At 73.6% G+C, this 21,216-nt stretch carries 22 protein-coding genes; 9 read left to right on the forward strand and 13 right to left on the reverse strand.

The window, feature by feature from the left end:
- Nucleotides 1-182 precede the first annotated feature (182 nt).
- Nucleotides 183-1,577, forward strand: a complete 1,395-nt coding sequence (locus tag ACFV6X_RS20075; RefSeq protein WP_385385357.1) for a GNAT family N-acetyltransferase — start codon at nucleotides 183-185, stop codon at nucleotides 1,575-1,577.
- A gap of 80 nt (nucleotides 1,578-1,657) precedes the next feature.
- Here the strand turns inward: ACFV6X_RS20075 and ACFV6X_RS20080 are convergent, their stop codons facing one another.
- Entirely contained in the window at nucleotides 1,658-2,890 is a 1,233-nt protein-coding gene (locus tag ACFV6X_RS20080) for a trans-sulfuration enzyme family protein (protein WP_385385301.1), read from the reverse strand.
- A 60-nt stretch (nucleotides 2,891-2,950) separates the two neighbouring features.
- Here ACFV6X_RS20080 and ACFV6X_RS20085 point away from each other — a divergent pair, with 60 nt between their 5' ends.
- Complete coding sequence (locus ACFV6X_RS20085) at nucleotides 2,951-3,442, forward strand: Lrp/AsnC family transcriptional regulator (protein ID WP_385385303.1); 492 nt, start codon at nucleotides 2,951-2,953, stop codon at nucleotides 3,440-3,442.
- Between the two features lie 33 nt (nucleotides 3,443-3,475).
- Nucleotides 3,476-5,167, forward strand: coding sequence for a DUF885 domain-containing protein (locus tag ACFV6X_RS20090; protein WP_385385305.1), 1,692 nt, complete (start codon nucleotides 3,476-3,478; stop codon nucleotides 5,165-5,167).
- Nucleotides 5,168-5,186: 19 nt separating this feature from the next.
- On the opposite strand, the gene ACFV6X_RS20095 is transcribed toward ACFV6X_RS20090, so the two are convergent.
- Together ACFV6X_RS20095 and ACFV6X_RS20100 are read right to left on the reverse strand one after the other, a co-directional pair.
- On the reverse strand, nucleotides 5,187-6,032 hold the full coding sequence (locus ACFV6X_RS20095) for an SDR family oxidoreductase (RefSeq protein ID WP_385385307.1): 846 nt from the start codon (nucleotides 6,030-6,032) through the stop codon (nucleotides 5,187-5,189).
- Between the two features lie 103 nt (nucleotides 6,033-6,135).
- Nucleotides 6,136-6,618: a rhodanese-like domain-containing protein gene (locus ACFV6X_RS20100; RefSeq protein ID WP_385385309.1), complete on the reverse strand. Its 483-nt coding sequence runs from the start codon at nucleotides 6,616-6,618 to the stop codon at nucleotides 6,136-6,138.
- 131 nt (nucleotides 6,619-6,749) lie between these two features.
- On the opposite strand from ACFV6X_RS20100, the gene ACFV6X_RS20105 reads away from it, so the two are divergent.
- Nucleotides 6,750-7,196, forward strand: a complete 447-nt coding sequence (locus ACFV6X_RS20105; RefSeq protein ID WP_385385311.1) for an Lrp/AsnC family transcriptional regulator — start codon at nucleotides 6,750-6,752, stop codon at nucleotides 7,194-7,196.
- 7 nt (nucleotides 7,197-7,203) lie between these two features.
- Here ACFV6X_RS20105 and ACFV6X_RS20110 read toward each other — a convergent pair whose 3' ends face one another.
- The 5 genes from ACFV6X_RS20110 to ACFV6X_RS20130 all read right to left on the reverse strand — a co-directional run bounded on the left by ACFV6X_RS20110 (nucleotide 7,204) and on the right by ACFV6X_RS20130 (nucleotide 13,429).
- Nucleotides 7,204-10,191 carry an AAA family ATPase gene (locus tag ACFV6X_RS20110; RefSeq protein WP_385385313.1) on the reverse strand — a complete coding sequence of 996 codons (2,988 nt, stop codon included), beginning with the start codon at nucleotides 10,189-10,191 and terminating at the stop codon, nucleotides 7,204-7,206.
- The gene (locus tag ACFV6X_RS20115; RefSeq protein ID WP_385385315.1) at nucleotides 10,188-11,351 is read right to left on the reverse strand and encodes an exonuclease SbcCD subunit D; all 1,164 of its coding nucleotides are present in this window, start codon (nucleotides 11,349-11,351) and stop codon (nucleotides 10,188-10,190) included. Before ACFV6X_RS20115 ends, ACFV6X_RS20110 begins: the two co-directional genes overlap by 4 nt.
- A gap of 125 nt (nucleotides 11,352-11,476) precedes the next feature.
- Nucleotides 11,477-12,103, reverse strand: coding sequence for a YigZ family protein (locus ACFV6X_RS20120; RefSeq protein ID WP_385385316.1), 627 nt, complete (start codon nucleotides 12,101-12,103; stop codon nucleotides 11,477-11,479).
- Nucleotides 12,104-12,167: 64 nt separating this feature from the next.
- Nucleotides 12,168-12,710, reverse strand: coding sequence for a SixA phosphatase family protein (locus ACFV6X_RS20125; RefSeq protein ID WP_385385318.1), 543 nt, complete (start codon nucleotides 12,708-12,710; stop codon nucleotides 12,168-12,170).
- Nucleotides 12,707-13,429: a hypothetical protein gene (locus ACFV6X_RS20130; protein WP_385385320.1), complete on the reverse strand. Its 723-nt coding sequence runs from the start codon at nucleotides 13,427-13,429 to the stop codon at nucleotides 12,707-12,709. Before ACFV6X_RS20130 ends, ACFV6X_RS20125 begins: the two co-directional genes overlap by 4 nt.
- A gap of 171 nt (nucleotides 13,430-13,600) precedes the next feature.
- On the opposite strand from ACFV6X_RS20130, the gene ACFV6X_RS20135 reads away from it, so the two are divergent.
- Together ACFV6X_RS20135 and ACFV6X_RS20140 are read left to right on the forward strand one after the other, a co-directional pair.
- A complete protein-coding gene (locus tag ACFV6X_RS20135) occupies nucleotides 13,601-14,008 on the forward strand; it encodes a CoA-binding protein (protein ID WP_385385322.1) in 408 nt (135 codons plus the stop codon).
- A gap of 75 nt (nucleotides 14,009-14,083) precedes the next feature.
- Nucleotides 14,084-15,307, forward strand: coding sequence for a 4-hydroxybenzoate 3-monooxygenase (locus ACFV6X_RS20140; protein ID WP_385385324.1), 1,224 nt, complete (start codon nucleotides 14,084-14,086; stop codon nucleotides 15,305-15,307).
- Between the two features lie 25 nt (nucleotides 15,308-15,332).
- On the opposite strand, the gene ACFV6X_RS20145 is transcribed toward ACFV6X_RS20140, so the two are convergent.
- Nucleotides 15,333-15,692 (reverse strand): ArsR/SmtB family transcription factor, encoded by a 360-nt coding sequence (locus ACFV6X_RS20145; protein WP_385385325.1) that lies wholly within the window; start codon nucleotides 15,690-15,692, stop codon nucleotides 15,333-15,335.
- 9 nt (nucleotides 15,693-15,701) lie between these two features.
- Between ACFV6X_RS20145 and ACFV6X_RS20150 the strand changes: the two genes are divergently transcribed.
- Nucleotides 15,702-16,808, forward strand: coding sequence for a cation diffusion facilitator family transporter (locus ACFV6X_RS20150; RefSeq protein WP_385385327.1), 1,107 nt, complete (start codon nucleotides 15,702-15,704; stop codon nucleotides 16,806-16,808).
- 9 nt (nucleotides 16,809-16,817) lie between these two features.
- Here ACFV6X_RS20150 and ACFV6X_RS20155 read toward each other — a convergent pair whose 3' ends face one another.
- On the reverse strand, nucleotides 16,818-17,375 hold the full coding sequence (locus ACFV6X_RS20155; RefSeq protein ID WP_385385329.1) for a YbaK/EbsC family protein: 558 nt from the start codon (nucleotides 17,373-17,375) through the stop codon (nucleotides 16,818-16,820).
- Between the two features lie 43 nt (nucleotides 17,376-17,418).
- Nucleotides 17,419-17,991, reverse strand: a complete 573-nt coding sequence (locus ACFV6X_RS20160) for a helix-turn-helix domain-containing protein (RefSeq protein WP_385385331.1) — start codon at nucleotides 17,989-17,991, stop codon at nucleotides 17,419-17,421.
- 120 nt (nucleotides 17,992-18,111) lie between these two features.
- Here ACFV6X_RS20160 and ACFV6X_RS20165 point away from each other — a divergent pair, with 120 nt between their 5' ends.
- Nucleotides 18,112-18,969: an EamA family transporter gene (locus ACFV6X_RS20165; protein WP_385385333.1), complete on the forward strand. Its 858-nt coding sequence runs from the start codon at nucleotides 18,112-18,114 to the stop codon at nucleotides 18,967-18,969.
- 1 nt (nucleotide 18,970) lies between these two features.
- Here the strand turns inward: ACFV6X_RS20165 and ACFV6X_RS20170 are convergent, their stop codons facing one another.
- Nucleotides 18,971-19,735 (reverse strand): acyltransferase, encoded by a 765-nt coding sequence (locus tag ACFV6X_RS20170; RefSeq protein WP_385385335.1) that lies wholly within the window; start codon nucleotides 19,733-19,735, stop codon nucleotides 18,971-18,973.
- A 109-nt stretch (nucleotides 19,736-19,844) separates the two neighbouring features.
- Between ACFV6X_RS20170 and ACFV6X_RS20175 the strand changes: the two genes are divergently transcribed.
- Nucleotides 19,845-20,375, forward strand: coding sequence for a gamma carbonic anhydrase family protein (locus ACFV6X_RS20175; protein ID WP_385385337.1), 531 nt, complete (start codon nucleotides 19,845-19,847; stop codon nucleotides 20,373-20,375).
- A gap of 64 nt (nucleotides 20,376-20,439) precedes the next feature.
- Here the strand turns inward: ACFV6X_RS20175 and ACFV6X_RS20180 are convergent, their stop codons facing one another.
- Nucleotides 20,440-21,090 (reverse strand): DedA family protein, encoded by a 651-nt coding sequence (locus ACFV6X_RS20180; protein WP_385385339.1) that lies wholly within the window; start codon nucleotides 21,088-21,090, stop codon nucleotides 20,440-20,442.
- Nucleotides 21,091-21,216 lie beyond the last annotated feature (126 nt).

Genomic DNA, 21,216 nt, shown 5'->3' on the forward strand with positions numbered 1-21,216 from the left:
ACGTACGTCCTCGCAGGTCGTCACCGCGCGGCCACACAGTTGTAAAAAGAACAACAAATAGGGCAGATTCATGCTTTACCGATCAGTCACAAAGCGTTCGTGATCACGCAACACCGTTCCTTCACAGTGGGTGCATGAGTCGAGACATGTCTGATGTGACACGTGCGAAACACGGCCGCCCCGTGCACCACTGGCGACGGGACCTCGTGGAGCTCGCCGCCCTGTTCACGGCCGTCGCGGTGGCGGACGCCGTGGCCAACCTGATCGGCCACGGCCCCGACGGCCCGGCACTGCTGGTGATCTCCGCGATCGCCCTGCTCGCCACGGCGGCGTTCCACACCTGGTGGTCACGCCGCCACGGGCACGCACCGCCGACCAGCGATACCGGCGCCCGGCCGCCCTCTTCGGAGCGGCAGGCCGGGCCGTCCGCGCCCACCCCGGCGAACGCGCGGCCCGAGTCCGGGGAGGCCGCGCTCTGGCGGATGCGCACGACGGTGAAGGACGAGCCGGGTTCGCTCGCCGCGCTCTGCACGGAGCTCGCCGGGCACCGGGTCGACATCCTGAGCCTGCAGACACATCCGCTGGGCGACGGCACGGTGGACGAGTTCCTGCTGCGGGCCCCCGCCGGGCTCGCGGCGGCCGAGCTGACGCGGGCGGCGGCCCAGGCCGGCGGTACGAGCACCTGGATCGAGCGGGCCGACGCGCACGATCTGGTGGACGCCCCGACCCGGGTCCTGGGCCTGGCCACGCGCACGGCACTGGACGCCGCGGAACTGCCGCTCGCGCTCCGGCAGTTGCTGGGCCGGTGCACGATCCGATCGCTGCCCGCGGTCCCGGTGGGCGGCGGTCGCGCGGCGGACGGTGTGCCGGTGGAGGGCGTTCTGGAGGACACCGTGCTGCGGTTGCGGGCACCGGAAGGCGGAGTGATCACCGTGGAGCGGCCGTATCTGCCGTTCACGCCGACCGAGTTCGCACGGGCACGGGCGCTGGTGGAGCTGGACGCCCGGCTCGGGCCGCGCATCCCGGGCAGCCAGGACGTACTGACCCTGCCGCAGGGCGGCGCCATCACGGTGCGCCGGGCCGACACCGGTGACGTCGAGGCCGCGAAGGCGATGCACGACCGGTGCTCGCCGCGCACCCTCTCGATGCGCTACCACGGGCCGGTCGGGGACGCCGACCGCTACCTCAACCACCTCCTGAGCCCGCGCTTCGGCCGGACGCTCGCCGTGCAGACCGCGTCGGGCCGGATCGTCGGGCTCGGCCACCTGCTGTGGGACGGGGACGAGACGGAGGTCGCGCTGCTCGTCGAGGACGACTGGCAGCGCCGTGGCATCGGCGCCGAACTGCTCGGCCGTCTGGTGTCCATGGCGGTCGAGGCGGGCTGCGAGAGCGTGTACGCCGTGACGCAGTCGTCCAACACCGGCATGGTCGCCGCGATGCGCGGGCTGGGCCTGCCCCTCGACTACCAGATCGAGGAGGGCACCCTGGTGATCACGGCCCGCCTGGACGCGACGGCGGTCCGTTCGGGCCTGCCGTACGACGGGGAGCGGCTCGGCGAGCGGATCGTCCGGGAGTGAGGCGACGGGCGCGGTGACGGGCGCCTCGGGGACGGTGCGGGACACACACCGAGCCGTCCCCGAGGCGCGGGGCGGGCCGCTCAGGCGTGCCACACCCCTGCCGCCACCCGGGCCGGTGCCGGCTCCTCCCCCAGGGCGGCGTCCAGATCGGCCCACAGGTCCTCGACGTCCTCCAGCCCCACCGACATCCGCAGCAGCCGGTCGCTGACGCCGGCACCCCGGCGGTCGTCCGCGTCCACGATGCGGTGGCTGATGGACGCCGGGTGCTGGATGAGGGTGTCGACGCTGCCGAGGCTGACGGCGGGGGTGATCAGACGGACGTCGGCGATGACCTGGTGCGGGTCGCCGTGCACCTCGAAGGCGACCATCGCGCCGCCGATGCTCGGGTAGTGCACGCGGGCGACGCGCGAGTCGGCGGCGAGGCGGCGGACCAGTTCGGCCGCGTTCGCGGACGCCGCCCGCACCCGCACGGGCAGGGTCGAGAGTCCGCGCAGCAGCAGATAGCCGGCCAGCGGATGCAGCACCCCGCCCGTCGCGAACCGCACCTGGCGCAGCCGCCCGGCGAACTCCTCGTCGCAGGCGACGACTCCGGCGAGTACGTCACCGTGCCCGCCGAGGTACTTGGTGGCGCTGTGCAGCACCAGTCGGGCGCCCTGCTCGACGGGGCGCTGGAGGACGGGTGTGGCGAAGGTGTTGTCGACGAGCAGCGGGACCGATCCGCAGGCGTGCGCGGCGGCCCGTACGTCGACCTCCGCGAGGGTCGGGTTCGCCGGGGACTCGACCAGGACGAGCCCGGTGTCGGGGCGCAGCGCGTCCGCGATGCCCGCCGGGTCGGTCCAGGTGACCTCCGAGCCGAGCAGTCCGGCGGTGAGGAGGTGGTCGCTGCAGCCGTACAGGGGCCGTACGGCGACGACATGGCGCAGGCCGAGGGAGGCCCGTACGAGCAGGACCGCGCTCAGCGCGGCCATGCCGCTGGCGAAGGCGACGGCGGACTCGGTGCCTTCGAGCCGGGCGAGGGCGGTCTCGAAGCGGGCGACGGTCGGATTGCCCAACCGGGCGTAGACGGGCGGGCCGTCCGGTTCGGCGCCGGTGGTGGCGAAGGCGTCGATGCGGGCGGCCTCGGCCCGGCTGTCGTACGAGGGGTAGGTGGTGGACAGGTCGATGGGCGGGGCGTGCAGGCCCTGCCTGGCAAGATCGTCCCGCCCGGCGTGCACCGCTTCGGTGGCGAACCTCCTGGCCGGGCTCTCGGCCGACGCCATCCGGTTCGCTTCTCCTGTGGCAGCGTCCCCGCTGTCCAGCGCTCTCGTCTCCATGCCCCGCAGGGTGAACACCGACCGGGTCACAGGGGGCGGAACCCGTGCTACGTTCGGCCAGTGGCCGAATCTGTCGTACTGGATCCGGTGGATGTCGATCTGCTGCGGCTGCTGCAGAACGACGCCCGGACGACCTACCGCGATCTCGCCGCCCAGGTGGGCGTCGCGCCGTCGACCTGCCTGGACCGGGTGACCCGGCTCCGCCGCGCCGGCGTGATCCTCGGGCACCAGCTGCGGCTGGATCCCGCCAAGCTGGGACGCGGGTTGCAGGCTCTGCTGTCCGTGCAGGTCAGGCCACACCGACGGGAGCTGGTGCGGCCGTTCGTGGAGCGGATCCGGGCGTTGCCGGAGTCGCTGACCGTCTTCCACCTCACCGGTCCCGACGACTACCTCGTGCATGTCGCCGTCGCGGACATGGCGGATCTGCAGCGGCTGGTGCTGGACGAGTTCACGGCCCACCGCGAAGTCGCGCGCGTCGAGACCCGGTTGATCTTCCAGCGGTGGGACTGCGGCCCTCTGCTGCCGCCTTCGCCCTCGGCACAATCGGGGTGACGCACAGTGGCCCCTCGTACGAGGATGGTCCACATGTCAGACACCAACAGCCCGCTGCCCCGAGAGGTCGCCGACGCCTACGTCGACGAGCTCATCGCCCTCGACCCGGTCACCGGTACGTATCTCGGCGTGAAGGAGAGTTCGAGCCGCCTGCCCGACCTTTCGCCCGCGGGCCAGGAGGCGCTCGCCGAGCTGGCGCGGGCGACCCTCACGAAGCTCGACGAAGCCGAGCGCGCGCCGGGCGCGGACAGTGACATCGAGCGCCGCTGCGCACGCCTGCTGCGTGAGCGGCTCACCGCCGAGCTCGCCGTGCACGACGCCGACGAGGGCCTGCGCTCGGTCGGCAACCTGGGGACGATCGTGCACCCGGTGCGCGAGGTGTTCACGGTCACGCCGGCGGAGACGGAGGAGGACTGGGCGGCCCTCGCGGAGCGGCTGCGCGCGGTCCCGGCCGCTCTGGCGGGCTACCGCGAGTCCCTCACGCTGGGCCTGGAACGCAAGCTGTACGCGGCACCGCGTCCGACGGCCACCTTCATCGACCAGCTCGGCGAGTGGGCGGACACCGACGGCAGCGGGCGCGGCTGGTTCGAGGACTTCGCCTCGGCCGGGCCCGACGCGCTGCGCACCGAGCTGGACGAGGCCGCCCGTGGGGCGACCGCGGCCGTGGTGGAGCTGCGGAACTGGATGCGCGAGGTGTACGCGCCGACCGTCGAGGGCGCGCCGAACACGGTGGGCCGGGAGCGGTACGCCCGCTGGTCGCGCTACTTCAACGGCACCGACCTCGACCTGGACGAGGCGTACGCCTACGGCTGGTCGGAGTTCCACCGCATCCTCGGCGAGATGAAGCAGGAGGCCGAGAAGATCCTCCCGGCCGCGCGGACGCCGTGGGTGGCGCTAGCCCACCTCGACGAGCACGGCACGCACATCGAGGGCGTCGACGAGGTCCGGGAGTGGCTGCAGGGCCTGATGGACCAGGCGATCCGGGAGCTGGACGGCACCCACTTCGAACTCGCCGAGCGGGTACGGAAGGTGGAGTCCCGCATCGCCCCGCCCGGCAGCGCCGCCGCGCCGTACTACACGCCCCCGTCGGAGGACTTCTCCCGTCCGGGCCGCACCTGGCTGCCGACGATGGGCCAGACCCGGTTCCCGGTCTACGACCTGGTGTCGACCTGGTACCACGAGGGTGTCCCCGGCCATCACCTCCAGCTCGCGCAGTGGACGCACGTCGCCGGTGACCTCTCCCGCTACCAGGCCACCATCGGCGGCGTCAGCGCCAACGCCGAGGGCTGGGCGCTGTACGCGGAGCGGCTGATGGACGAGCTGGGCTTCCTCACCGACGCGGAGCAGCGCCTCGGCTATCTCGACGCGCAGATGATGCGGGCTGCCCGCGTCATCGTCGACATCGGCATGCACCTGGAGCTGGAGATCCCGGCGGACTCGCCCTTCCACCCGGGTGAGCGCTGGACGCCCGAGCTGGCGCAGGAGTTCTTCGGCGCGCACAGCAGCCGCCCGGCGGACTTCGTGGAGAGCGAGCTGACCCGCTACCTCACGATCCCCGGCCAGGCGATCGGCTACAAGCTGGGCGAACGCGCCTGGCTTCTGGGCCGGGAGAAGGCCCGGGAGCGGCACGGCGACGCGTTCGACCTGAAGGCCTGGCACATGGCCGCCCTCTCCCAGGGCTCCCTGGGCCTGGACGACCTGGTGGACGAGCTGTCCCGCCTCTGAGGCTCATGGACGGTTCACGTCAACGCCGGAAGCCGCCTTCCGAGTTGATCACCTGACCGGTGACCCAGTCCGCCTCGTCCGTGGCGAGCCAGGCGATGAGGCGGGCCGGGTCGTCGGGCATGCCCCACCGCCCGGCGGGGAAGCGCGCGGCGACCGCCGCGTAGGCATCGCCGGTCAGGTAGCCCGTGTCCACGGGGCCCGGGTTGACGGTGTTCACCGTGACCGCCTGCTCGGCGAGCGTCGTCGCCAGCGAGCGCGTGACGGAGGCGAGCGCGCCCTTCTGGAGGGCGTAGGCGATCTCGTCGGGCATGCCGCCCGTGATGTCCTGGCCGGAGGTCATCATCAGCACCCGCCCGCCCGGGGTTCGCGCGGGCAGTTGCTCCCGCAGTCGCGCGTAGGCCTGGACCAGCAGCACCACCGACCGTGTGTCGACCGCCCAGTGCGCGTCGAGCATGCCGGCGTCGATCGCGTCCAGCGGCCCGTCGGATCCGCTGCGGGCGTGGTTGGCGACGAGGATGTCCAGCCGTCCGCCCAGCGCGGCTGCGGCGGTGGCGACCAGCTCGGCGGGCGCGGTCGGATCGGCGAGGTCACCGGGCCCGGCGACGACCCGCGCATCGGGCTCGACGGCCACCGCGCGCACGGAGTCGACGACGTCCTCGATCCGGTCGGCGCCCCAGGGCAGGGCGGCGTCGTGCGGCACGTGGTGGTGGAGATAGACGCTCGCGCCGTGGGCGACGAGGCGTCGGGCCACGGCGTGCCCGATGCCGCCGCGCCGGCTGGCCCCGGTGACCAGGGCGGTGCGGCCGCGCAGCGGCAGGGGGTCACGGCGGAGGTCTTCGGGGGAGGGATGAGGCAAGTGCGGCATGGTCGACCATGATGGGCAACCGGCAGACGGGACGCACATGGTTTTGGGCACCGCCGAGCCCTGGGCGACCCCTCTCGTCCCTTGCGTCCGAGGTCCCCGGCCCTCAGCAGCCGCAGTCGCCCGCCTTCACCGGCGCCGTCAGCGCGTCGGCGTCCCGGCGCTCGCGGCCCTGCCAGGTCTCGTACGCGAAGCCCTCCCGGACCCAGTACTCGAAGCCGCCGAGCATCTCCTTGACCTGGTAGCCCCGTTCGGCGAGGGCGAGCGCGGCGCGGGTCGCGCCGTTGCATCCGGGGCCCCAGCAGTACGTCACCACCGGCACCGACTTGTCGAGAAGCTGCCCGGCCTGCTCGGGAATCAGCGCGGTCGGAAGGTGGACCGCGCCGGGGATGTGTCCCTGGTCCCACGACTCCGTCGAGCGGGAGTCCACGACGACGAACCCGGGATCGCCCTCGGCCGTGAGCCCGGCGGCCACGTCGGAGACGTCGGCGTGGAAGGCGAGGCTCGCCCGGAAGTGGGCGGCTGCCGCGGCCGGGACGGCGGGGGCGACGCGCAGGACGGGGTTGGCGGCGGTCGTGGTGCTGCTCATCGGGTCGGCCTTTCCGAGACGGGGCGGGGCTTGATCCGCCTGAAATGTACGTCCGGTCGATCAGCTCCCTGAAGGACCGATCCCCGGCGTACCCCTTGATCGGCCGGGGTTTTCCCTGGTATCCATCCGAAATGGCCGCGTTTTCCCCGGACGCCACCGACTGGCGCATCCTCGACGTCCTCCAGCGTGAGGGCCGTGCCAGTCTCGCCGAGCTGGCGCGTGCCGTCTCCATGTCCGCGAGCGCGGTCACCGAGCGGGTGCGGCGGCTGGAGGAGGCGGGCGTCATCCAGGGGTACGCCGCCGTCGTGGACCCCGATCGGCTGGGGCTGCCGATCCTGGCGTTCGTCCGGCTGCGTTACCCGACCGGCAACTACAAGCCGTTCCACGACCTCGTCGCCGGGACCCCCGAGATCCTGGAGGCGCACCACGTGACGGGCGACGACTGCTTCGTCATCAAGGTCGCCGCCCGCTCCATGCGCCACCTGGAGGAGGTGTCGGGCAGGATCGGCGCGCTGGGCTCGGTGACGACGAGCGTCGTCTACTCCTCGCCCCTCCCCCGGCGCCGCCTGGGCCAGTGAGCCCGGTTCAGCCCGTGCCCCGCTGCCGGAGCACCGACCCCGACCTTCCCTTGACCACCTCCAACTGCGCGTGAACACGCCGCCGCAGATCGGCCACATGGCTCACGATGCCGACGCTTCGGTCCCGCTCCCGCAGTGAGTCGAGCACGTCCAGCACCTCGTCCAGCGTCTGGTCGTCGAGACTGCCGAAGCCCTCGTCGATGAAGAGGGTGTCCAGCCGCACTCCGCCCGCCTCGTCCGTGACGACGTCCGCGAGGCCCAGGGCGAGCGCGAGCGAGGCGAAGAACGTCTCGCCGCCCGACAGCGTCGCCGTGTCGCGCTCCCGTCCGGTCCAGGCGTCGACGACATGCAGCCCGAGGCCGCTGCGTCCGCGTCCGGACCGGTCGTCGGAGTGGACGAGGGTGTAACGGCCGGACGACATCCGTTGCAGCCGTGCGGTCGCGGCGGCCGCCACCTGTTCCAGACGGGCCGCCAGCACGTACGACTCCAGGCGCATCCGGCGTTCGTTCTCGGCGGAGGTGCCGGCCGCGAGCCCGGCGATCCGTGCCACCCGGTCGTACTCCTCGCGCAAGGGGCCGAGCCGTCGTACCCCGGCGGCGGCCCGCGCGGAGAGCCGGTCCAGTTCGGCGCAGCGGCGCTCGGCGGCGTCGCGTGCGGAGGCGGCGTCGCGCACCCGCCGGTCCGCCGCCGCGGCGGCCTCCTCGGCCGCGGTGAGGTCGGCGGGCGGCCGCTGGGCGGCGGCCGCGGTGTCGGTCTCGGCGAGGACCGCGCGGACGGCGGCCTCCTCGGTCTGCCGGGCGTCGAACCGTCGTTGCAGCTCGCGATGGGTGGCGGCGTCCAGCAGGGCGGCGGCCGCGGCCTGCGGGGTGTCGAAACCGGCGCGGAAGGCGGCGTCGGCGAGGCGGGCGTCGGCGTCCTTGAGGCGCTGGGCGGTGTCCTCGGCGTGTCGTACGGCCTCGGCGGCCTCCGTGAGCCGCGCGGCCCGGCGCTCCAGCTCGGCCGCGCGCGCGGCGACGCTGCCCGCCGAGCCCCGCGCCTGCGTCAGCTCCCCTTCCAGGGAGGCCCTTTCGCGGTCCAAGGCGTCGCGGCGGGCCGATCGGGACGCCGTCCTCAGCTCGGCCTCCCGGCGCGCGGCGGTCCTGCGCCCGTGCTCCTGCTCGGCCCTGCGCAGCTCCTCGCGCGCGGCGTGCAGCCCGGACGCCTCCCGCCGGGCCCGCACGTGCAGCCGCTCCAGTTCCTCGGCCTCTTCGGCGAGCCTGCCGGTCGGTGTGTCACCCGCCTCGGCGGCCGCGGCGGCCAGGGCCTCCCGTACGACGCCCAGCCGCCGTTCGTTCTCGGCGTGCGCCTCCTCCGCTCGCTGGTAGGCGGCGAGTGCCCGCTCCTCCGCCTCCCGGTCGACGTGCCCGGCGACCTTCCGCGCCGGGGCGGGGTGTTCGGTGGCCCCGCACACGGCGCAGGCTTCGCCGTCCTTCAAGCCCGCGGCCAGTTCGGCGGCGATGCCGCTCAGGCGCTGTTCCTTGAGGTCGAGCCAGTGCGCACGTGCCTCCAGGGCGCGCTCCCCCGAGGCGAGGGCCTGCTTCCGGGCCTGCTCGGTGTCCCCGGCCAGCTGGTCGCGCAGCCGTGCGGCGCCGAGCCGCTTCTGCACCGGCTCGCGGCGGACGGCGAGTTGCTCGGCCCGGGAGGCCGCCTCCTGGGCGGCGTCGATACGGCCCTGGTGGCCGGCCCGGGTCGCCTCCCACCCGGCGAGCCAGGTCTCGGCCTCGTGCAGCACGTCCTCGTCGGCGCGCTCCTGCCGGTCCAGGTCGGCGCGCTCCGCGCGGACGTCGGCCAGCCGCCGCTCCGCCCGGCGGGCGGCGTCCAGTCCGCCCAGCTCCTCGGCGGTCCGCCGGGCGGCGGCGGCGAGCCCGGTGGCGCCCGCGTCGGCGAAGCCCTGCGGCAGCGCGGCACACGCGCGTGCCTGCGCCGCGGCCGCCGCGCGGTGCTCGGCGTCGGCCGACTCCCGCAGCTCCAGCGCGGGCGCGACCGCCTCCGCCTTCCGGCCCCGTTCCATGCGCCGCTGGTCGGTCCGATGCGCCTCGTCCCGTTCCGCCAGCAGCCGGGCCCGCTCCCGCGCGTCCGCGAACCTCCGCTGCAGGCGGGCCACTTCGCGTACGTCGTCCAGGGCACGGGCGGCCCCGGTCTGAGCGGTCTCGGCAGCGGCGAGCCGGCAGCGGGCGGCCGTCAGCTGTTCCCTGGCGCTGCTCCGGGCGACGGCGGCGGCGGCCAGTACGGCCTCGGCCAGGTGCGGGTCGCCGGGTGCCAGCTCGGGCAGCTCCATGGCGCCGTCCGCCGCCTGCTGCATGCGGTGGGCGTCGGCGAGCAGCTCCGTGTCGCCGTCGCGGACGTCCGCCTCGGTGGCGCGTCGGCGCTCGGCGAGCCGCTTCTCGACCTCCGCGAAGCGGTGGGTGTCGAAGAGGCGGCCCAGCAGCCGGCCGCGGGCCTCGGCGTCGGCGCGCAGGAACCGCGCGAAGTCGCCCTGCGGCAGCAGGACCACCTGGCAGAACTGCTCCCGGCTCATACCCAGCAACTGGGTGATCTCCTCGCCGATCTCCTGGTGGGAGCGGCTGAGGTCCTTCCAGGAGCCGGCGTCGTGCTCACGCAGCCACGTCTGGGCCTTGTCGAGCGTGGTGCCCGTGCCGCGTTTCTTGGGGCGCTCCCAGGGCGGCTGCCGGGTGATCTCCAACCGGCGCCCGGCGACGGTCAGTTCGAGCGTCACGGACGTGCGCGTGCCGGACGCCGCGTGGTCGCTGCGCAGGGCGGTGCCCTGGCCGCTGTGCCGGGCGCCCGGCACGGAGCCGTACAGCGCGTAGCAGACGGCGTCCAGGACGGAGGTCTTGCCCGCGCCGGTCGGTCCGTGCAGCAGGAAGAGGCCCGCGGCGGACAGTTCGTCGAAGTCGACGCTCTGGGTGCCGCCGAAGGGGCCGAAGGCGGTGATGCCGAGGCGGTGCAGCCTCACCGGGCCACCTCCCGCAGGGTCAGGTCGGCGCGCACGGCGTCGAACGCGTCCCGCAGCACGGCCTGTTCGTGCCCGTCGGGTCCCGCGCCGCGCACATGGGCCACGAAGTCCTCCGCGATCTCCTGGTCGCTGCGGTCCGCGAGGCGTCCGGCGTACGACATCCCGGGCTCGTCGGGGGCCCTCTCGGGGGCGAAGACGAGACTGAGGGTGTACGGGAAGCGCTCGGTGAGACGGGCCATGGGATCGGCCGGCCGGACCGGGTCGGTGAGGGTCGCCTCGACCCAGGCCTGCTGGTGGCGGGCGAGCGCCGGGTCGGCGAGCAGCTCCTCCAGCCGGCCGCAGAGACGGGCGAGCGGCCGCGGCACCGGGCAGTCGACGCGCTCGGCGGTCACCGCCCCGTGCGCGTCGAGGTCGATGAGCCACATGCTCTTGCGGTGCCCGGCTTCCGAGAAGGAGTACGCCAGCGGGGAACCGGAGTACCGCATCCGCTCGGTGAGGGTCTGGCAGCCGTGCAGATGCCCCAGCGCCACGTAGTCCACGCCGTCGAAGACACCGGAGGGCACGGCCGCCACCCCGCCGACGGTGATGTCCCGCTCGCTGTCGCTCGCCTCGCCGCCGGTGACGAAGGCGTGCGCGAGGACGACGGACCGTGTGCCGCGGGCGCGTGCGGCGAGGTCGGCGCGGACCCGCTCCATGGCGGCGGCGAGCACCGTCTCGTGGCCGGCCTTCTCCACCCCGAACTCGTCCTTCACCAGGGCCGGTTCGAGATACGGCAGGCCGTAGAACGCCACGTCGCCGAACCCGTCTTGAAGCACCACCGGTGTGCCGGACGCCGCCGGGTCGGTGCGCAGATGGATCCCCGCGCGCCCGATCAGCCCGGCGCCGACCCCGAGACGGCGGGCGGAGTCGTGGTTCCCGGAGATCATCACCGTCGGCACCCCGAGGTCGGCGAGCCGGTGCAGGGCGTCGTCGAACAGTTCCACCGCGGCCAGCGGCGGCACCGCCCGGTCGTACACGTCCCCCGACACGACCACGGCGTCGACGGCGTGCTCGCGCACGGTCGTGACGAGGTGGCCGATGAACTCGGCCTGGGCGCCGAGCATGCTCACCCGGTGGAACGCCCGCCCGAGATGCCAGTCGGAAGTGTGCAGCAGTCTCATGATCCCCGAGACTAACGGCCGGGTCCGACACCACGGGCGGTTACTCCTGTATCGCCCGTCATGACCGGCTCGACTCCTGTCCGTTACGGGCATTTGACCCGCGTTTACCACGGAAGGTGCCCGGACTAGGCGTCGCCGTACGCCTCCCCGCCGAGCTCGAACCCCGCGGTCCCGGCGGTCGCGTCCGCGAGCCAGGACCGGAAGGCGTCCACGTCGGCGTCCGGAAGCCCGATCTCGATCGTGACCGCCTCCCCGTAGCGCACGTCCCGCACATCGCGCCCGGTGGCGCGCAGGTCGTTCTGGACCTTGCCCGCGCGCTGGTGGTCGACGGTCACCGTGGCCAGCCGGAAACGGCGCCGGGTGAGAGTGCCGAGGTCGTCCAGGGCCTCGCCGACCGCTCCGCCGTATGCCCGGATTAGGCCGCCCGCGCCGAGCTTGACCCCGCCGTAGTAGCGGGTGACGACGGCGACGACGTACCGCATGTCGCGGCGCAGCAGCATCTGCAGCATGGGCAGCCCGGCGGTGCCGCCCGGTTCGCCGTCGTCGCTCGCCTTCTGGATCGCGGCGTCGGCGCCGATGACGTACGCCCAGCAGTTGTGCGTGGCGTCGGCGTGCTCCTTGCGCACGGCGGCGACGAAGTCCCGCGCCTCCTGCTCGGTGCCGGCCGGGGCGAGGGCGCACAGGAAACGCGAGCGGTTGACCTCGGTCTCGTGCACGCCGGGGCGGGCGACCGTGCGGTACTCGTCCTGCATTCGGCCAGCCTATGCGCTGCGCGCGCGTGCCCCGACGACGGGCGAAGCCCCCCGGGTGGCCGCCCTACTTCTTCTTCCCCCGCGGCACCAGCATCTCCGTCAGCAGCGCCGCCCCGGGCCGCAGCGCGTCCCATGCGCTCCCGTGCGCGGCCAGCACGGCGACCGCCGAGGTGGGGAACTTCACCCGCACCCGGTCCAGCGCGTCGCCGACGCCGTCCCCGGCGAGCGCCAGGACCAGTTCCTCGAGGCCGGGGTTGTGCCCGACGAGGAGCAGCGTCCGCACCTCGGGTGGCATCTCGTGCACGGCGGCGAGCAGCTCGGGTACCTCGGCGCCGTAGAGCTCGTGGTCGTAGTGCACCGGCGCCGGGGTGGCCCACTGGGCCGACGCCAGCTGCCAGGTCTGGCGGGCGCGTACGGCGGTGGAGCACAGGGCGAGGTCGGGCAGGCAGTCGCTCTCGGCGAGTGCGCGACCGGCTGCCGGGGCGTCCCGGCGGCCCCGGGGCGCGAGCGGGCGCTCGTGGTCGGCGACGTCCGGCGGCCGGGCGGACTTGGCGTGCCGCAGCACGACCAGTCGGCGCAGCGGGCCGCCTCCCGCGCGCGCGGTCATGCCGGCGCTCCCAGGTCGCGGGTCAGTTCGAGTCCGAGCAGCCGGTCGGCGTAGGCGTAGGTCTCGAAGCGTGCGCCGTCCGGCAGGTCCGGGTCGCCAGCCACGTGCCGCAGGACGCGCAGCACCGCGAGCACGTCCAGGTCGTCCTCCCAGGCGGCGCGGAGCTCTCCGCGCACCTCTTCGGGGACCGGCCGGGACGGGCGGCGCGCCCAGTCGGCGACGGCACGGCGCCAGCGGGCGAGCGTGTCGCGGGCCTCGTCGAGAGCCTGGGTGTCCACGCGCGCGGGATCGCCGCGGCGCCGGGAGAGCAGCGCCAGCCGCAGCACCGCGGGGTCGTCCCCGATCGGCGTTCCCGGACCGTCGGAGGCGGGGGCCACCGCGACGCACACCCCGTCCGGGTTCACCCCGCCCTCCCCCACCACATGGATGACCTGACGCTCCCCGAGCCCGGCCCCGGCGTCGTGGCGGTCCTCGAAGGGCCGGACACCGAGGGCGACGGCCGCGGCCCGGATCTCCGCCCGGTCCCGCTCCCCGGAGAGCAGCCCCCACACCGGCGTACCACCCAGCTCCAGGGCGCGGACCAGCACGTCGGCGACCAGCAGGACGCGCAGGGCGGTGGGGTCGAGGGCGGGTACGTGGGCCTCGACACAGGTCAGCCCCCGCCGGGCCAGGGAGGCGTCGACGGGTTCTCCGGTCCGGGCGTCGATGAGGCGCAGCACGCCAGTGAGCCTAGGCGCGCCGACGGCCGTTCGCACGACACGCGTTCCGGTCAGCGCGGTGGACCGCCTCCAAAGACGGAGATCCGGCACGCGCCCGGCTCCGGGAATCCTGGCGTGCGCTCGTCCGTTGCACCAGCTGACGACGAGGCGACTGGCCGAAGGAGGCCCCTGGTGTACGGCGACGACGCGACGGTCCGCAGGATTCTCACCGAGCTCGGCGACACCTGGGCGGTGGTGGGCCTGTCGTCGAACCGGTCCCGGCCGGCCTACGGCGTCGCCGAGGTGCTCCAGCGGTTCGGCAAGCGGATCGTGCCGGTGCACCCCAAGGCGGAGACGGTGCACGGCGAGCAGGGCTACGCCTCCCTCGCCGACATCCCCTTCGACGTGGACGTGGTCGACGTCTTCGTCAACGCCGACCTGGCGGGCGCGGTCGCCGACGAGGCGGTCGCCAAGGGGGCGAAGGCGGTCTGGTTCCAGCTCGGCGTCGTCGACGAGGCCGCCTACGAGCGCACCCGCGCCGCCGGTCTCGACATGGTGATGGACCGGTGCCCCGCGATCGAGATACCGCGCCTCGGGTAGCGCGCGGCATCCGGGGAGGCCCGCGCCGGGACGCTCACCCTCGTCCGTCTGACAGGCCACCGTCATAATGCACGCGTGGCCATACCTTCCCCCCACCCCAACTCCCCCGCACCGCGACGCTCTCCGGTCGTCGTCGTGGGCGCCGGTCCGGCCGGCCTGACGCTCGGCAACATCCTGCGGGCCGCGTCCGTCGACTGTGTCGTGCTGGAGGTGGAGAGCAGGCAGTTCATCGAACAGCGGCCACGGGCCGGGGTTCTGGAGGAGTGGGCCGTGCGCGGCCTCGAACGGCGGGGCCTGGCCGGGAACCTGCTGGAGCGGGCGCAGCGGCACACCCAGTGCGAGTTCCGCTTCGCCGGCGGGCGCCACCGGTTGTCGTACGCCGAACTGACGGGGCAGCACCACTGGATCTACCCGCAGCCGTTGCTGGTGACGGACCTGGTCCGGGAGTACGCCGACGTGCGCGGCGGCGACATACGTTTCGGCGTGCGGGACGTCCGGCTCCACGACCTGGACACCGACCGGGCGGCGGTGTCGTACCTCTGCCCGGAGACCGGCGAACGCCAGGTGATCCACTGCGACTTCGTGGCCGGCTGCGACGGGGCACGCGGCGTGACGCGCGGCGCCCTGCCCCCGGAGCGGTTCCACGTCTCGCGACACGACTACGGCATCGGCTGGCTGGCGCTGCTCGCCGAGGCCCCGCCGTCCTCCGACTGCGTGGTGTTCGGCATCCATCACCGCGGTTTCGCCGGGCACATGGCCCGCAGCCCCGAGGTCACCCGGTACTACCTCCAGTGCCCACCGGGCGACGACCCGGAGAGCTGGTCCCACGAGCGTGTCTGGGCCGAGCTCCAGGAGCGGCTCGGCGCGCGGGACGCCCCGCCGCTCACCGAGGGCCGGCTGATCGAGAAGCGGGTGCTCGACATGCACAACTACGTGGTCGAGCCGATGGCGTACGGGCGGCTGTTCCTGGCCGGTGACGCGGCCCACCTCACGGCGCCGATCGCCGCGAAGGGCATGAACCTCGCGCTGCACGACGCGTTCCTGCTGGGCGACGCCCTCGTCGCCCACCTGACGAAGGGCGACGTGAGCGGGCTGCGCGGCTACTCGGCCAGCTGCCTGGCCCGGGTCTGGGACTACCAGGAGTTCTCCCAGTGGCTGTCCGACGTCTACCACGGCACCGCCTCGGGCGACCCGTACCGAGCCGGCACGACCCTCGCCCGGCTGCGCCGCCTGGTCACCTCACCCCTCGCCGCCTCCGCGTTCGCGGAGCAGTACCTCGGCATGGACCCCGGCCTCTGAGCCGGCCGGGCGCGTCAGCCGGTCGTCAGTCGTGTTCCGGCCGCCCGGTGAGCCGGTGGTCGGCGAGGTTCAGCGCCTCGTCGACGACCCTGCGCAGATGGCCGTCGCGCAGGGAGTAGATCACCCGGCGGCCCTGCTTGCGCGTGGTGACCAGCCCCGCCAGCCGTAGCCGCGCCAGATGCTGGCTGACCGCGGGCCGGGCCGCGCCGCAGGCCTCGGTGAGCGTGGAGACGTCGGCCTCGCCCGTGCTCAGCGCGTGCAGCAGTGTGAGGCGGGTGCGGTCGCCGAGCAGGGCGAGCAGTTCGGCGGCGAGCGTGAACTGTTCTTCGCCGGGGGTGCGCGGATGCGCATCCTGCGCAGATGACAGGTGCATGCGTGCGCTCATACGCACATAATGACTCCCCGATCCGGGTACGTCCACCACCGAGGCCACCGCGCGCCCGGCACCGCCGCGCACCGGAAGGGGATCCCCGTGAGCGACCGACACCACCACGAGCATGAGCACCACTCCCCCACCGGCCTGCGGCATCGGCTGGGGCACCTCCTCACCCCGCACTCCCACGACACCGCCGACAAGGTCGACTCCGCCCTGGAGTCCTCGGCTCGCGGAATGCGCGCGCTCTGGGTCTCGCTCGCGGTGCTCGGTGCGACCGCGCTCGCGCAGGCCGCCGTGGTCGTGGTGTCCGGGTCGGTGGCACTGCTCGGCGACACGGTGCACAACACCGCGGACGCGCTGACGGCCGTACCGCTCGGGATCGCCTTCGTGCTGGGCCGGCGCGCGGCGAACCGGCGCTTCACCTACGGCTACGGGCGCGCCGAGGACCTGGCGGGCATCGTGATCGTGCTGACGATCGCCGCGTCGGCCGCGTTCGCGGGGTGGACGGCGATCGACCGGCTGCTCGACCCGCGGCCGGTGCAGCACATCCCGGCGGTCGCCGTGGCGGCCCTGGTCGGTTTCGCGGGCAACGAGTGGGTGGCCCGCTACCGGATCCGCGTCGGCCGCTCGATCGGCTCGGCGGCGCTGGTCGCGGACGGACTGCACGCGCGCACGGACGGATTCACGTCACTGGCCGTGCTGCTGAGCGCGGGCGGCGCGGCACTCGGCTGGTCGCCGGCCGACCCGATCGTGGGGCTGGCCATCACCGCGGCGATCACGCTGGTGCTGCGGGACGCGGCCCGGGAGGTGTTCCGGCGGGTGCTGGACGCCGTCGACCCGGCCCTGGTGGACCGGGCCGAGCAGGCGCTGCGGACGGTGCCGGGCGTGCTGGCGGTGGGTGAGCTGCGGCTGCGCTGGATCGGGCACCGGCTGCGGGCCGAGGTGGCGGTCGTCGTGGACGGCGAGGTGACGGTACGGCAGGCTCACGCGATCGCCGTCGCGGCGGAACACGCCCTGCTGCACGCCGTACCGCGCCTCACCGCGGCCCTGGTGCACGCCGATCCGGCGCACACGCCCGGCGAGGCGGACCCGCATCTGCCGCTGGCCCATCACGCCACGGCGTGACACCCGGGGTCAGGCGGTCCCCAGCCTCTCCAGGACCACCGCGCCGGGCAGTTCCGCGAAGGCCTTGCCCGGCACCAGCAGCTTGCCGCGCCGCCGGCCGCTGCCGACAAGGACGTACGGCAGGTCGACCACGGCCGAGTCGACCAGCAGCGGCCAGCCGGCGGGCAGCCCGATCGGGGTGATGCCGCCGTACTCCATGCCGGTCTCGCCGGTCGCCGTGTCCATCGGGGCGAAGGAGGCCTTGCGGGCGCCGAGTTGGCGGCGGACGACGCCGTTGACGTCGACGCGGGTGGTGGAGAGCACGACGCAGGCGGCCAGCGTGGTCTCGCCGCCCCGTTTGCCCGCGGCGACCACGCAGTTCGCGGACTGCTCCAGCAACTCCTGGCCGTAGTGCTCCACGAAGACCTCGGTGTCGGCCCATCGCGGGTCGGTCTCGACGTGGATGATCTGCTCGGCGGGGACGCTGCCGCGCCAGTGCCGTACGGCGTCGGCGACCGGGCCGATCAGCTCGTCGAGGCAGTCGGGGGCGGGCGTCGCCTGGTCGAAGCGTCCGATGGGTGCGCGCATGGCGGCACGCTAACAGCCGCCGCGCGACCGGTGACGGCGCGTCTCAGTGCACGGGCGGCACCGACACGGCCAGCACCATCTCCATCGGTTCGCCGCCCGTGTTGCCGTACGTGTGCGGCACCCCGGCGTCGAAGGAGGCGCTGGCGCCCGCCGGGACGAAGTGGTCGACACCGTCGACGGTGAGGGTCAGCTCGCCGGCGGTGACATGGACGAGTTCGACCGTGCCTGCGGGGTGCGGGTCGGAGGAACTGCTCTCGCCCGGCATCAGCCGCCAGTCCCACAGCTCCAGCGGGCCGGGGGCCTCGGTACCGGCGAGCAGCCGGTTGTAGCTGCCCGCGTCGGTGTGCCACATCCGGACGGCCTGGTCGGCGGGGACGATCCGGACCTTGGGGCCCTGCTCGTAGTCGAGCAGGGTGGTGATGCTGATGCCCAGCGCGTCGCCGATCTTGACGACCGTGCCGAGGCTGGGGTTGGTGCGGGCCTGCTCGATCTGGATCAGCATGCCGCGGCTGACCCCGGCACGGGCGGCGAGGGTGTCGAGGGTGAAGCCGCGCTCGGCGCGCCAGCGCTTGACGTTCCGGGCCAGTGACTGGGTCAGCAGGTCGAGGTCCGACACATTCCGTCCATCCGGTGAGTCACCTAGTTTAGTCAAATATTCTAGATGACAGGGTTCAATCCATTGAACTATGCTGTGGTGCACCAAATCGTTCACTGAACTGTACTGCGAGGCGACTCGATGACGGCACTCTTCGCCCTGGCCACCAGCCTCCTGTGGGGGCTGGCCGACTTCGGCGGCGGGCTGCTGACCCGGCGTACGCCCGCACTGACCGTGGTCGTCGTCTCGCAGTCGATCGCGGTGGCCGTCCTCGGTGCGATCGTCGTCGCGACCGGCGCCTGGAGCGAGGTGGGACCGCAGCTCTGGTTCGCGGTCGCCGCCGGCCTCGTGGGCCCGGTGGCGATGCTCTCCTTCTACAAGGCGCTCGCCCTGGGCCCGATGGGCGTGGTCTCACCGCTGGGATCGCTCGGCGTCGCGGTCCCGGTGGGCGTGGGTCTGGTGCTGGGCGAGCGCCCGGGCCTGTTGCAGGTGGCGGGAATCGTGGTCGCCGTGGCCGGGGTGGTGCTCGCGGGCGGGCCGCAGTTCAGGGGAGCGCCGGTGCAGCGGCAGGCCGTCCTGCTCACCCTGCTCGCGGCGTTCGGGTTCGGCGCGGTGATGGCCCTGATCGCGGAGGCGTCGACGACGCTCACCGGCCTGTTCCTCGCCCTGTTCGTCCAGCGCGTCACCAACGTCGTCGCGGGCGGCACCGCCCTGTACGTCTCGGTGCGGCGTGGCGCTCCCGCCCTGAACGCCGAGGGCTTCCCGTGGGGTTCGCTCCCGGCGCTGGCCTTCGTCGGCCTGGCGGACGTGGCGGCCAACGGGACGTATGCGATCGCCGCCCAGCATGGCCCGGTCACCGTCGCCGCCGTCCTCGCCTCGCTCTACCCGGTGGTGGCGGCACTGGCCGCACGCGGCTTCCTCAGCGAGCGGCTGCGCGCCGTGCAAGCCGCGGGCGCCGGACTGGCCCTGGTCGGCACCCTGCTGCTCGCGACCGGCTGAGTCAGGCCTCCGGCTCCAGTTCCGCCAGCCGCTCCACCGTCTCCTCGTCGAGGTCCGCGAGCGCGCGCAACTCGTCGGGGGTGACACCGGCCGGTATCGGCACCGGCGCCGGTGTCCGCAGCGGCGGCTGCCAGCCGTCGACGGGCGTCCAGCGCCGTACGACCCGGGCGGGCGCCCCCGCCACCACGGCATGGTCGGGCACCACCCCTCGCACCACCGCGCCGGCGGCCACGACCACGTTCCGCCCGATCCGGGCGCCCGGCAGGATCACCGCGCCGGTGCCGATCCAGCAGCCGGGGCCGACCTCCACCGGCTCCATCCTGGGCCACTGCTTGCCGATGGGCTGGTGCGGGTCGTCGTAGGAGTGGTTGGTGGAGGTGACGTAGACGTACGGACCGAAATAGCAGTCGCTGCCGATGGTGACCGTCGTGTCGGCGATGACGTGACTGCCCCGGCCGAGGACCACACCGTCACCGATGCGCAGGATCGGCTCCGGGCCGAGGTCGAGGTCGGGCATCAGACCGGCCGTCAGGGTGACCTGCTCGCCGACGATGCAGTGGGCGCCCAGGTGGATCCAGGGTTCGCCGAAGACCGTGCCGAGGGGGAAGGCGAGCCTGGTACCGGTTCCCATCGCGCCGAAGCGGAACCGTCCGGGGTGTTCGGCGGTGACGGACGCCGTGCGCTGCACCCACGCCCAGCCCGTGTGGACGGCCCGCTGCACTTGGCGGCGGCGCCAGGACGAGAACGTGTTCTTGCGCTTGGGCACCCGCTCACGTTACTCAGCGCGGGGTGCGCCCATGAGGGCCTGGGCCTGTGATCTTCGCCCTACGGCGTGGCGTACCGTTCCCTCGTACTCGACGACGAGGGAGCTGGGAATGACGCACCAGGCACTGATCACCGGCATCGGCGGCAAGGAGCCGAGGGTCGATCAGGAGGCGTTCGTCGCACCGACGGCCGCGGTGATCGGGGACGTGACGCTGGGGGCCGGCGCGAGTGTCTGGTACGGAGCCGTGCTGCGCGGGGACGTCGAGCGGATCTCGGTGGGCGCGAGCAGCAACGTGCAGGACAACTGCACGCTCCACGCCGATCCCGGCTTCCCGGTGAGGGTCGGCGAGCGGGTGTCCATCGGGCACAACGCCGTGGTCCACGGGGCGACCGTCGAGGACGACTGCCTGATCGGGATGGGGGCGACCGTGCTCAACGGCGCCGTGATCGGGGCCGGGTCGCTCGTCGCGGCCCAGGCGCTGGTGCCGCAGGGGATGGTGGTGCCGCCGGGGTCGATGGTGGCGGGGGTGCCGGCCAAGGTACGGCGGGAGCTGAGTGCCGAGGAGCGGGAGGGCGTGACGCTGAACGGGACGATGTACGCGGAGCTTGGCAAGGCACACCGGGATGCGCACGCCGGGTGACGGTGGTCGGCGGTGTGCGGGCGCAGGGGGTCGGTCGCGCAGTTCCCCGCGCCCTGAGGTGGGTCTACTCCCCGGCGCCGACAGGTTCCGGCTCGGCCACCGGCTTCGACTCCGTCACCTTCTTCGCCTTGCGCTTCATGATCAGCATGGACGTCAGGCCGATCAGGACCGCCAGCACCAGTCCCACCCACGAGAAGCGCTTCAGCCACGCCTCGGCGACGACGCCCACGTAGTAGATGACCGCGGTGGTGCCGCCCGCCCACAGGATGCCGCCGAAGACGTTGGCGATCAGGAACTTCCAGTACGGCATCCGCAGCACGCCCGCGAGCGGGCCGGCGAAGATGCGGAGCAGGGCGACGAAACGGCCGAAGAAGACGGCCCACATTCCCCACTTCTCGAAGGAGCGCTCCGCGGTGGCGATGTGCGCCTCGCTGAAGTGTTTCGGGAACTTCCCGCCGAGCCAGGCGAGCAGCGGGCGGCCGCCCTTGCGGCCGATCGCGTAGCCGATCGAGTCACCGATGATCGCGCCGGCACTGGCGCACGCGCCGAGGACCAACGGGTCGATGTCGCCGTGCTGGGAGGCGAGCAGCGCCGAGGAGACCAGGATGATCTCGCCCGGCAGCGGGATGCCCAGACTCTCCAGGCCGATGACCACTCCCACCAGCGCGTAGATGGCGACCGCGGGTACGGTCTCCAGCCATTCCTGGACGTGCACGGCCGATTCCTCCCGAAATTCGCGTCCCTGGTGCGGACGGCGGGGGCCCCGGCCCGGGGGCCCGCCCCGCCCCCCACCCGGGGACGAGGTAAAACCCCGGGCCCCCCCAGCGCACCCGGGGGCCAG

The organism is Streptomyces sp. NPDC059861, from assembly GCF_042731435.1.
GTDB lineage: Bacteria > Actinomycetota > Actinomycetes > Streptomycetales > Streptomycetaceae > Streptomyces.

Coding starts and splice junctions, on each gene's coding strand:
- ACFV6X_RS20090 (WP_385385305.1), top strand. CDS start 3,476: ATGTCAGACACCAACAGCCCGCTGCCCCGAGAGGTCGCCGACGCCTAC.
- ACFV6X_RS20155 (WP_385385329.1), bottom strand. CDS start 17,375: ATGCGCGCACCCATCGGACGCTTCGACCAGGCGACGCCCGCCCCCGAC.
- ACFV6X_RS20115 (WP_385385315.1), bottom strand. CDS start 11,351: ATGAGACTGCTGCACACTTCCGACTGGCATCTCGGGCGGGCGTTCCAC.
- ACFV6X_RS20165 (WP_385385333.1), top strand. CDS start 18,112: ATGACGGCACTCTTCGCCCTGGCCACCAGCCTCCTGTGGGGGCTGGCC.
- ACFV6X_RS20125 (WP_385385318.1), bottom strand. CDS start 12,710: ATGACCGCGCGCGCGGGAGGCGGCCCGCTGCGCCGACTGGTCGTGCTG.
- ACFV6X_RS20080 (WP_385385301.1), bottom strand. CDS start 2,890: ATGGAGACGAGAGCGCTGGACAGCGGGGACGCTGCCACAGGAGAAGCG.
- ACFV6X_RS20150 (WP_385385327.1), top strand. CDS start 15,702: ATGACTCCCCGATCCGGGTACGTCCACCACCGAGGCCACCGCGCGCCC.
- ACFV6X_RS20105 (WP_385385311.1), top strand. CDS start 6,750: ATGGCCGCGTTTTCCCCGGACGCCACCGACTGGCGCATCCTCGACGTC.
- ACFV6X_RS20100 (WP_385385309.1), bottom strand. CDS start 6,618: ATGAGCAGCACCACGACCGCCGCCAACCCCGTCCTGCGCGTCGCCCCC.
- ACFV6X_RS20145 (WP_385385325.1), bottom strand. CDS start 15,692: ATGAGCGCACGCATGCACCTGTCATCTGCGCAGGATGCGCATCCGCGC.
- ACFV6X_RS20095 (WP_385385307.1), bottom strand. CDS start 6,032: ATGCCGCACTTGCCTCATCCCTCCCCCGAAGACCTCCGCCGTGACCCC.
- ACFV6X_RS20175 (WP_385385337.1), top strand. CDS start 19,845: ATGACGCACCAGGCACTGATCACCGGCATCGGCGGCAAGGAGCCGAGG.
- ACFV6X_RS20120 (WP_385385316.1), bottom strand. CDS start 12,103: ATGCAGGACGAGTACCGCACGGTCGCCCGCCCCGGCGTGCACGAGACC.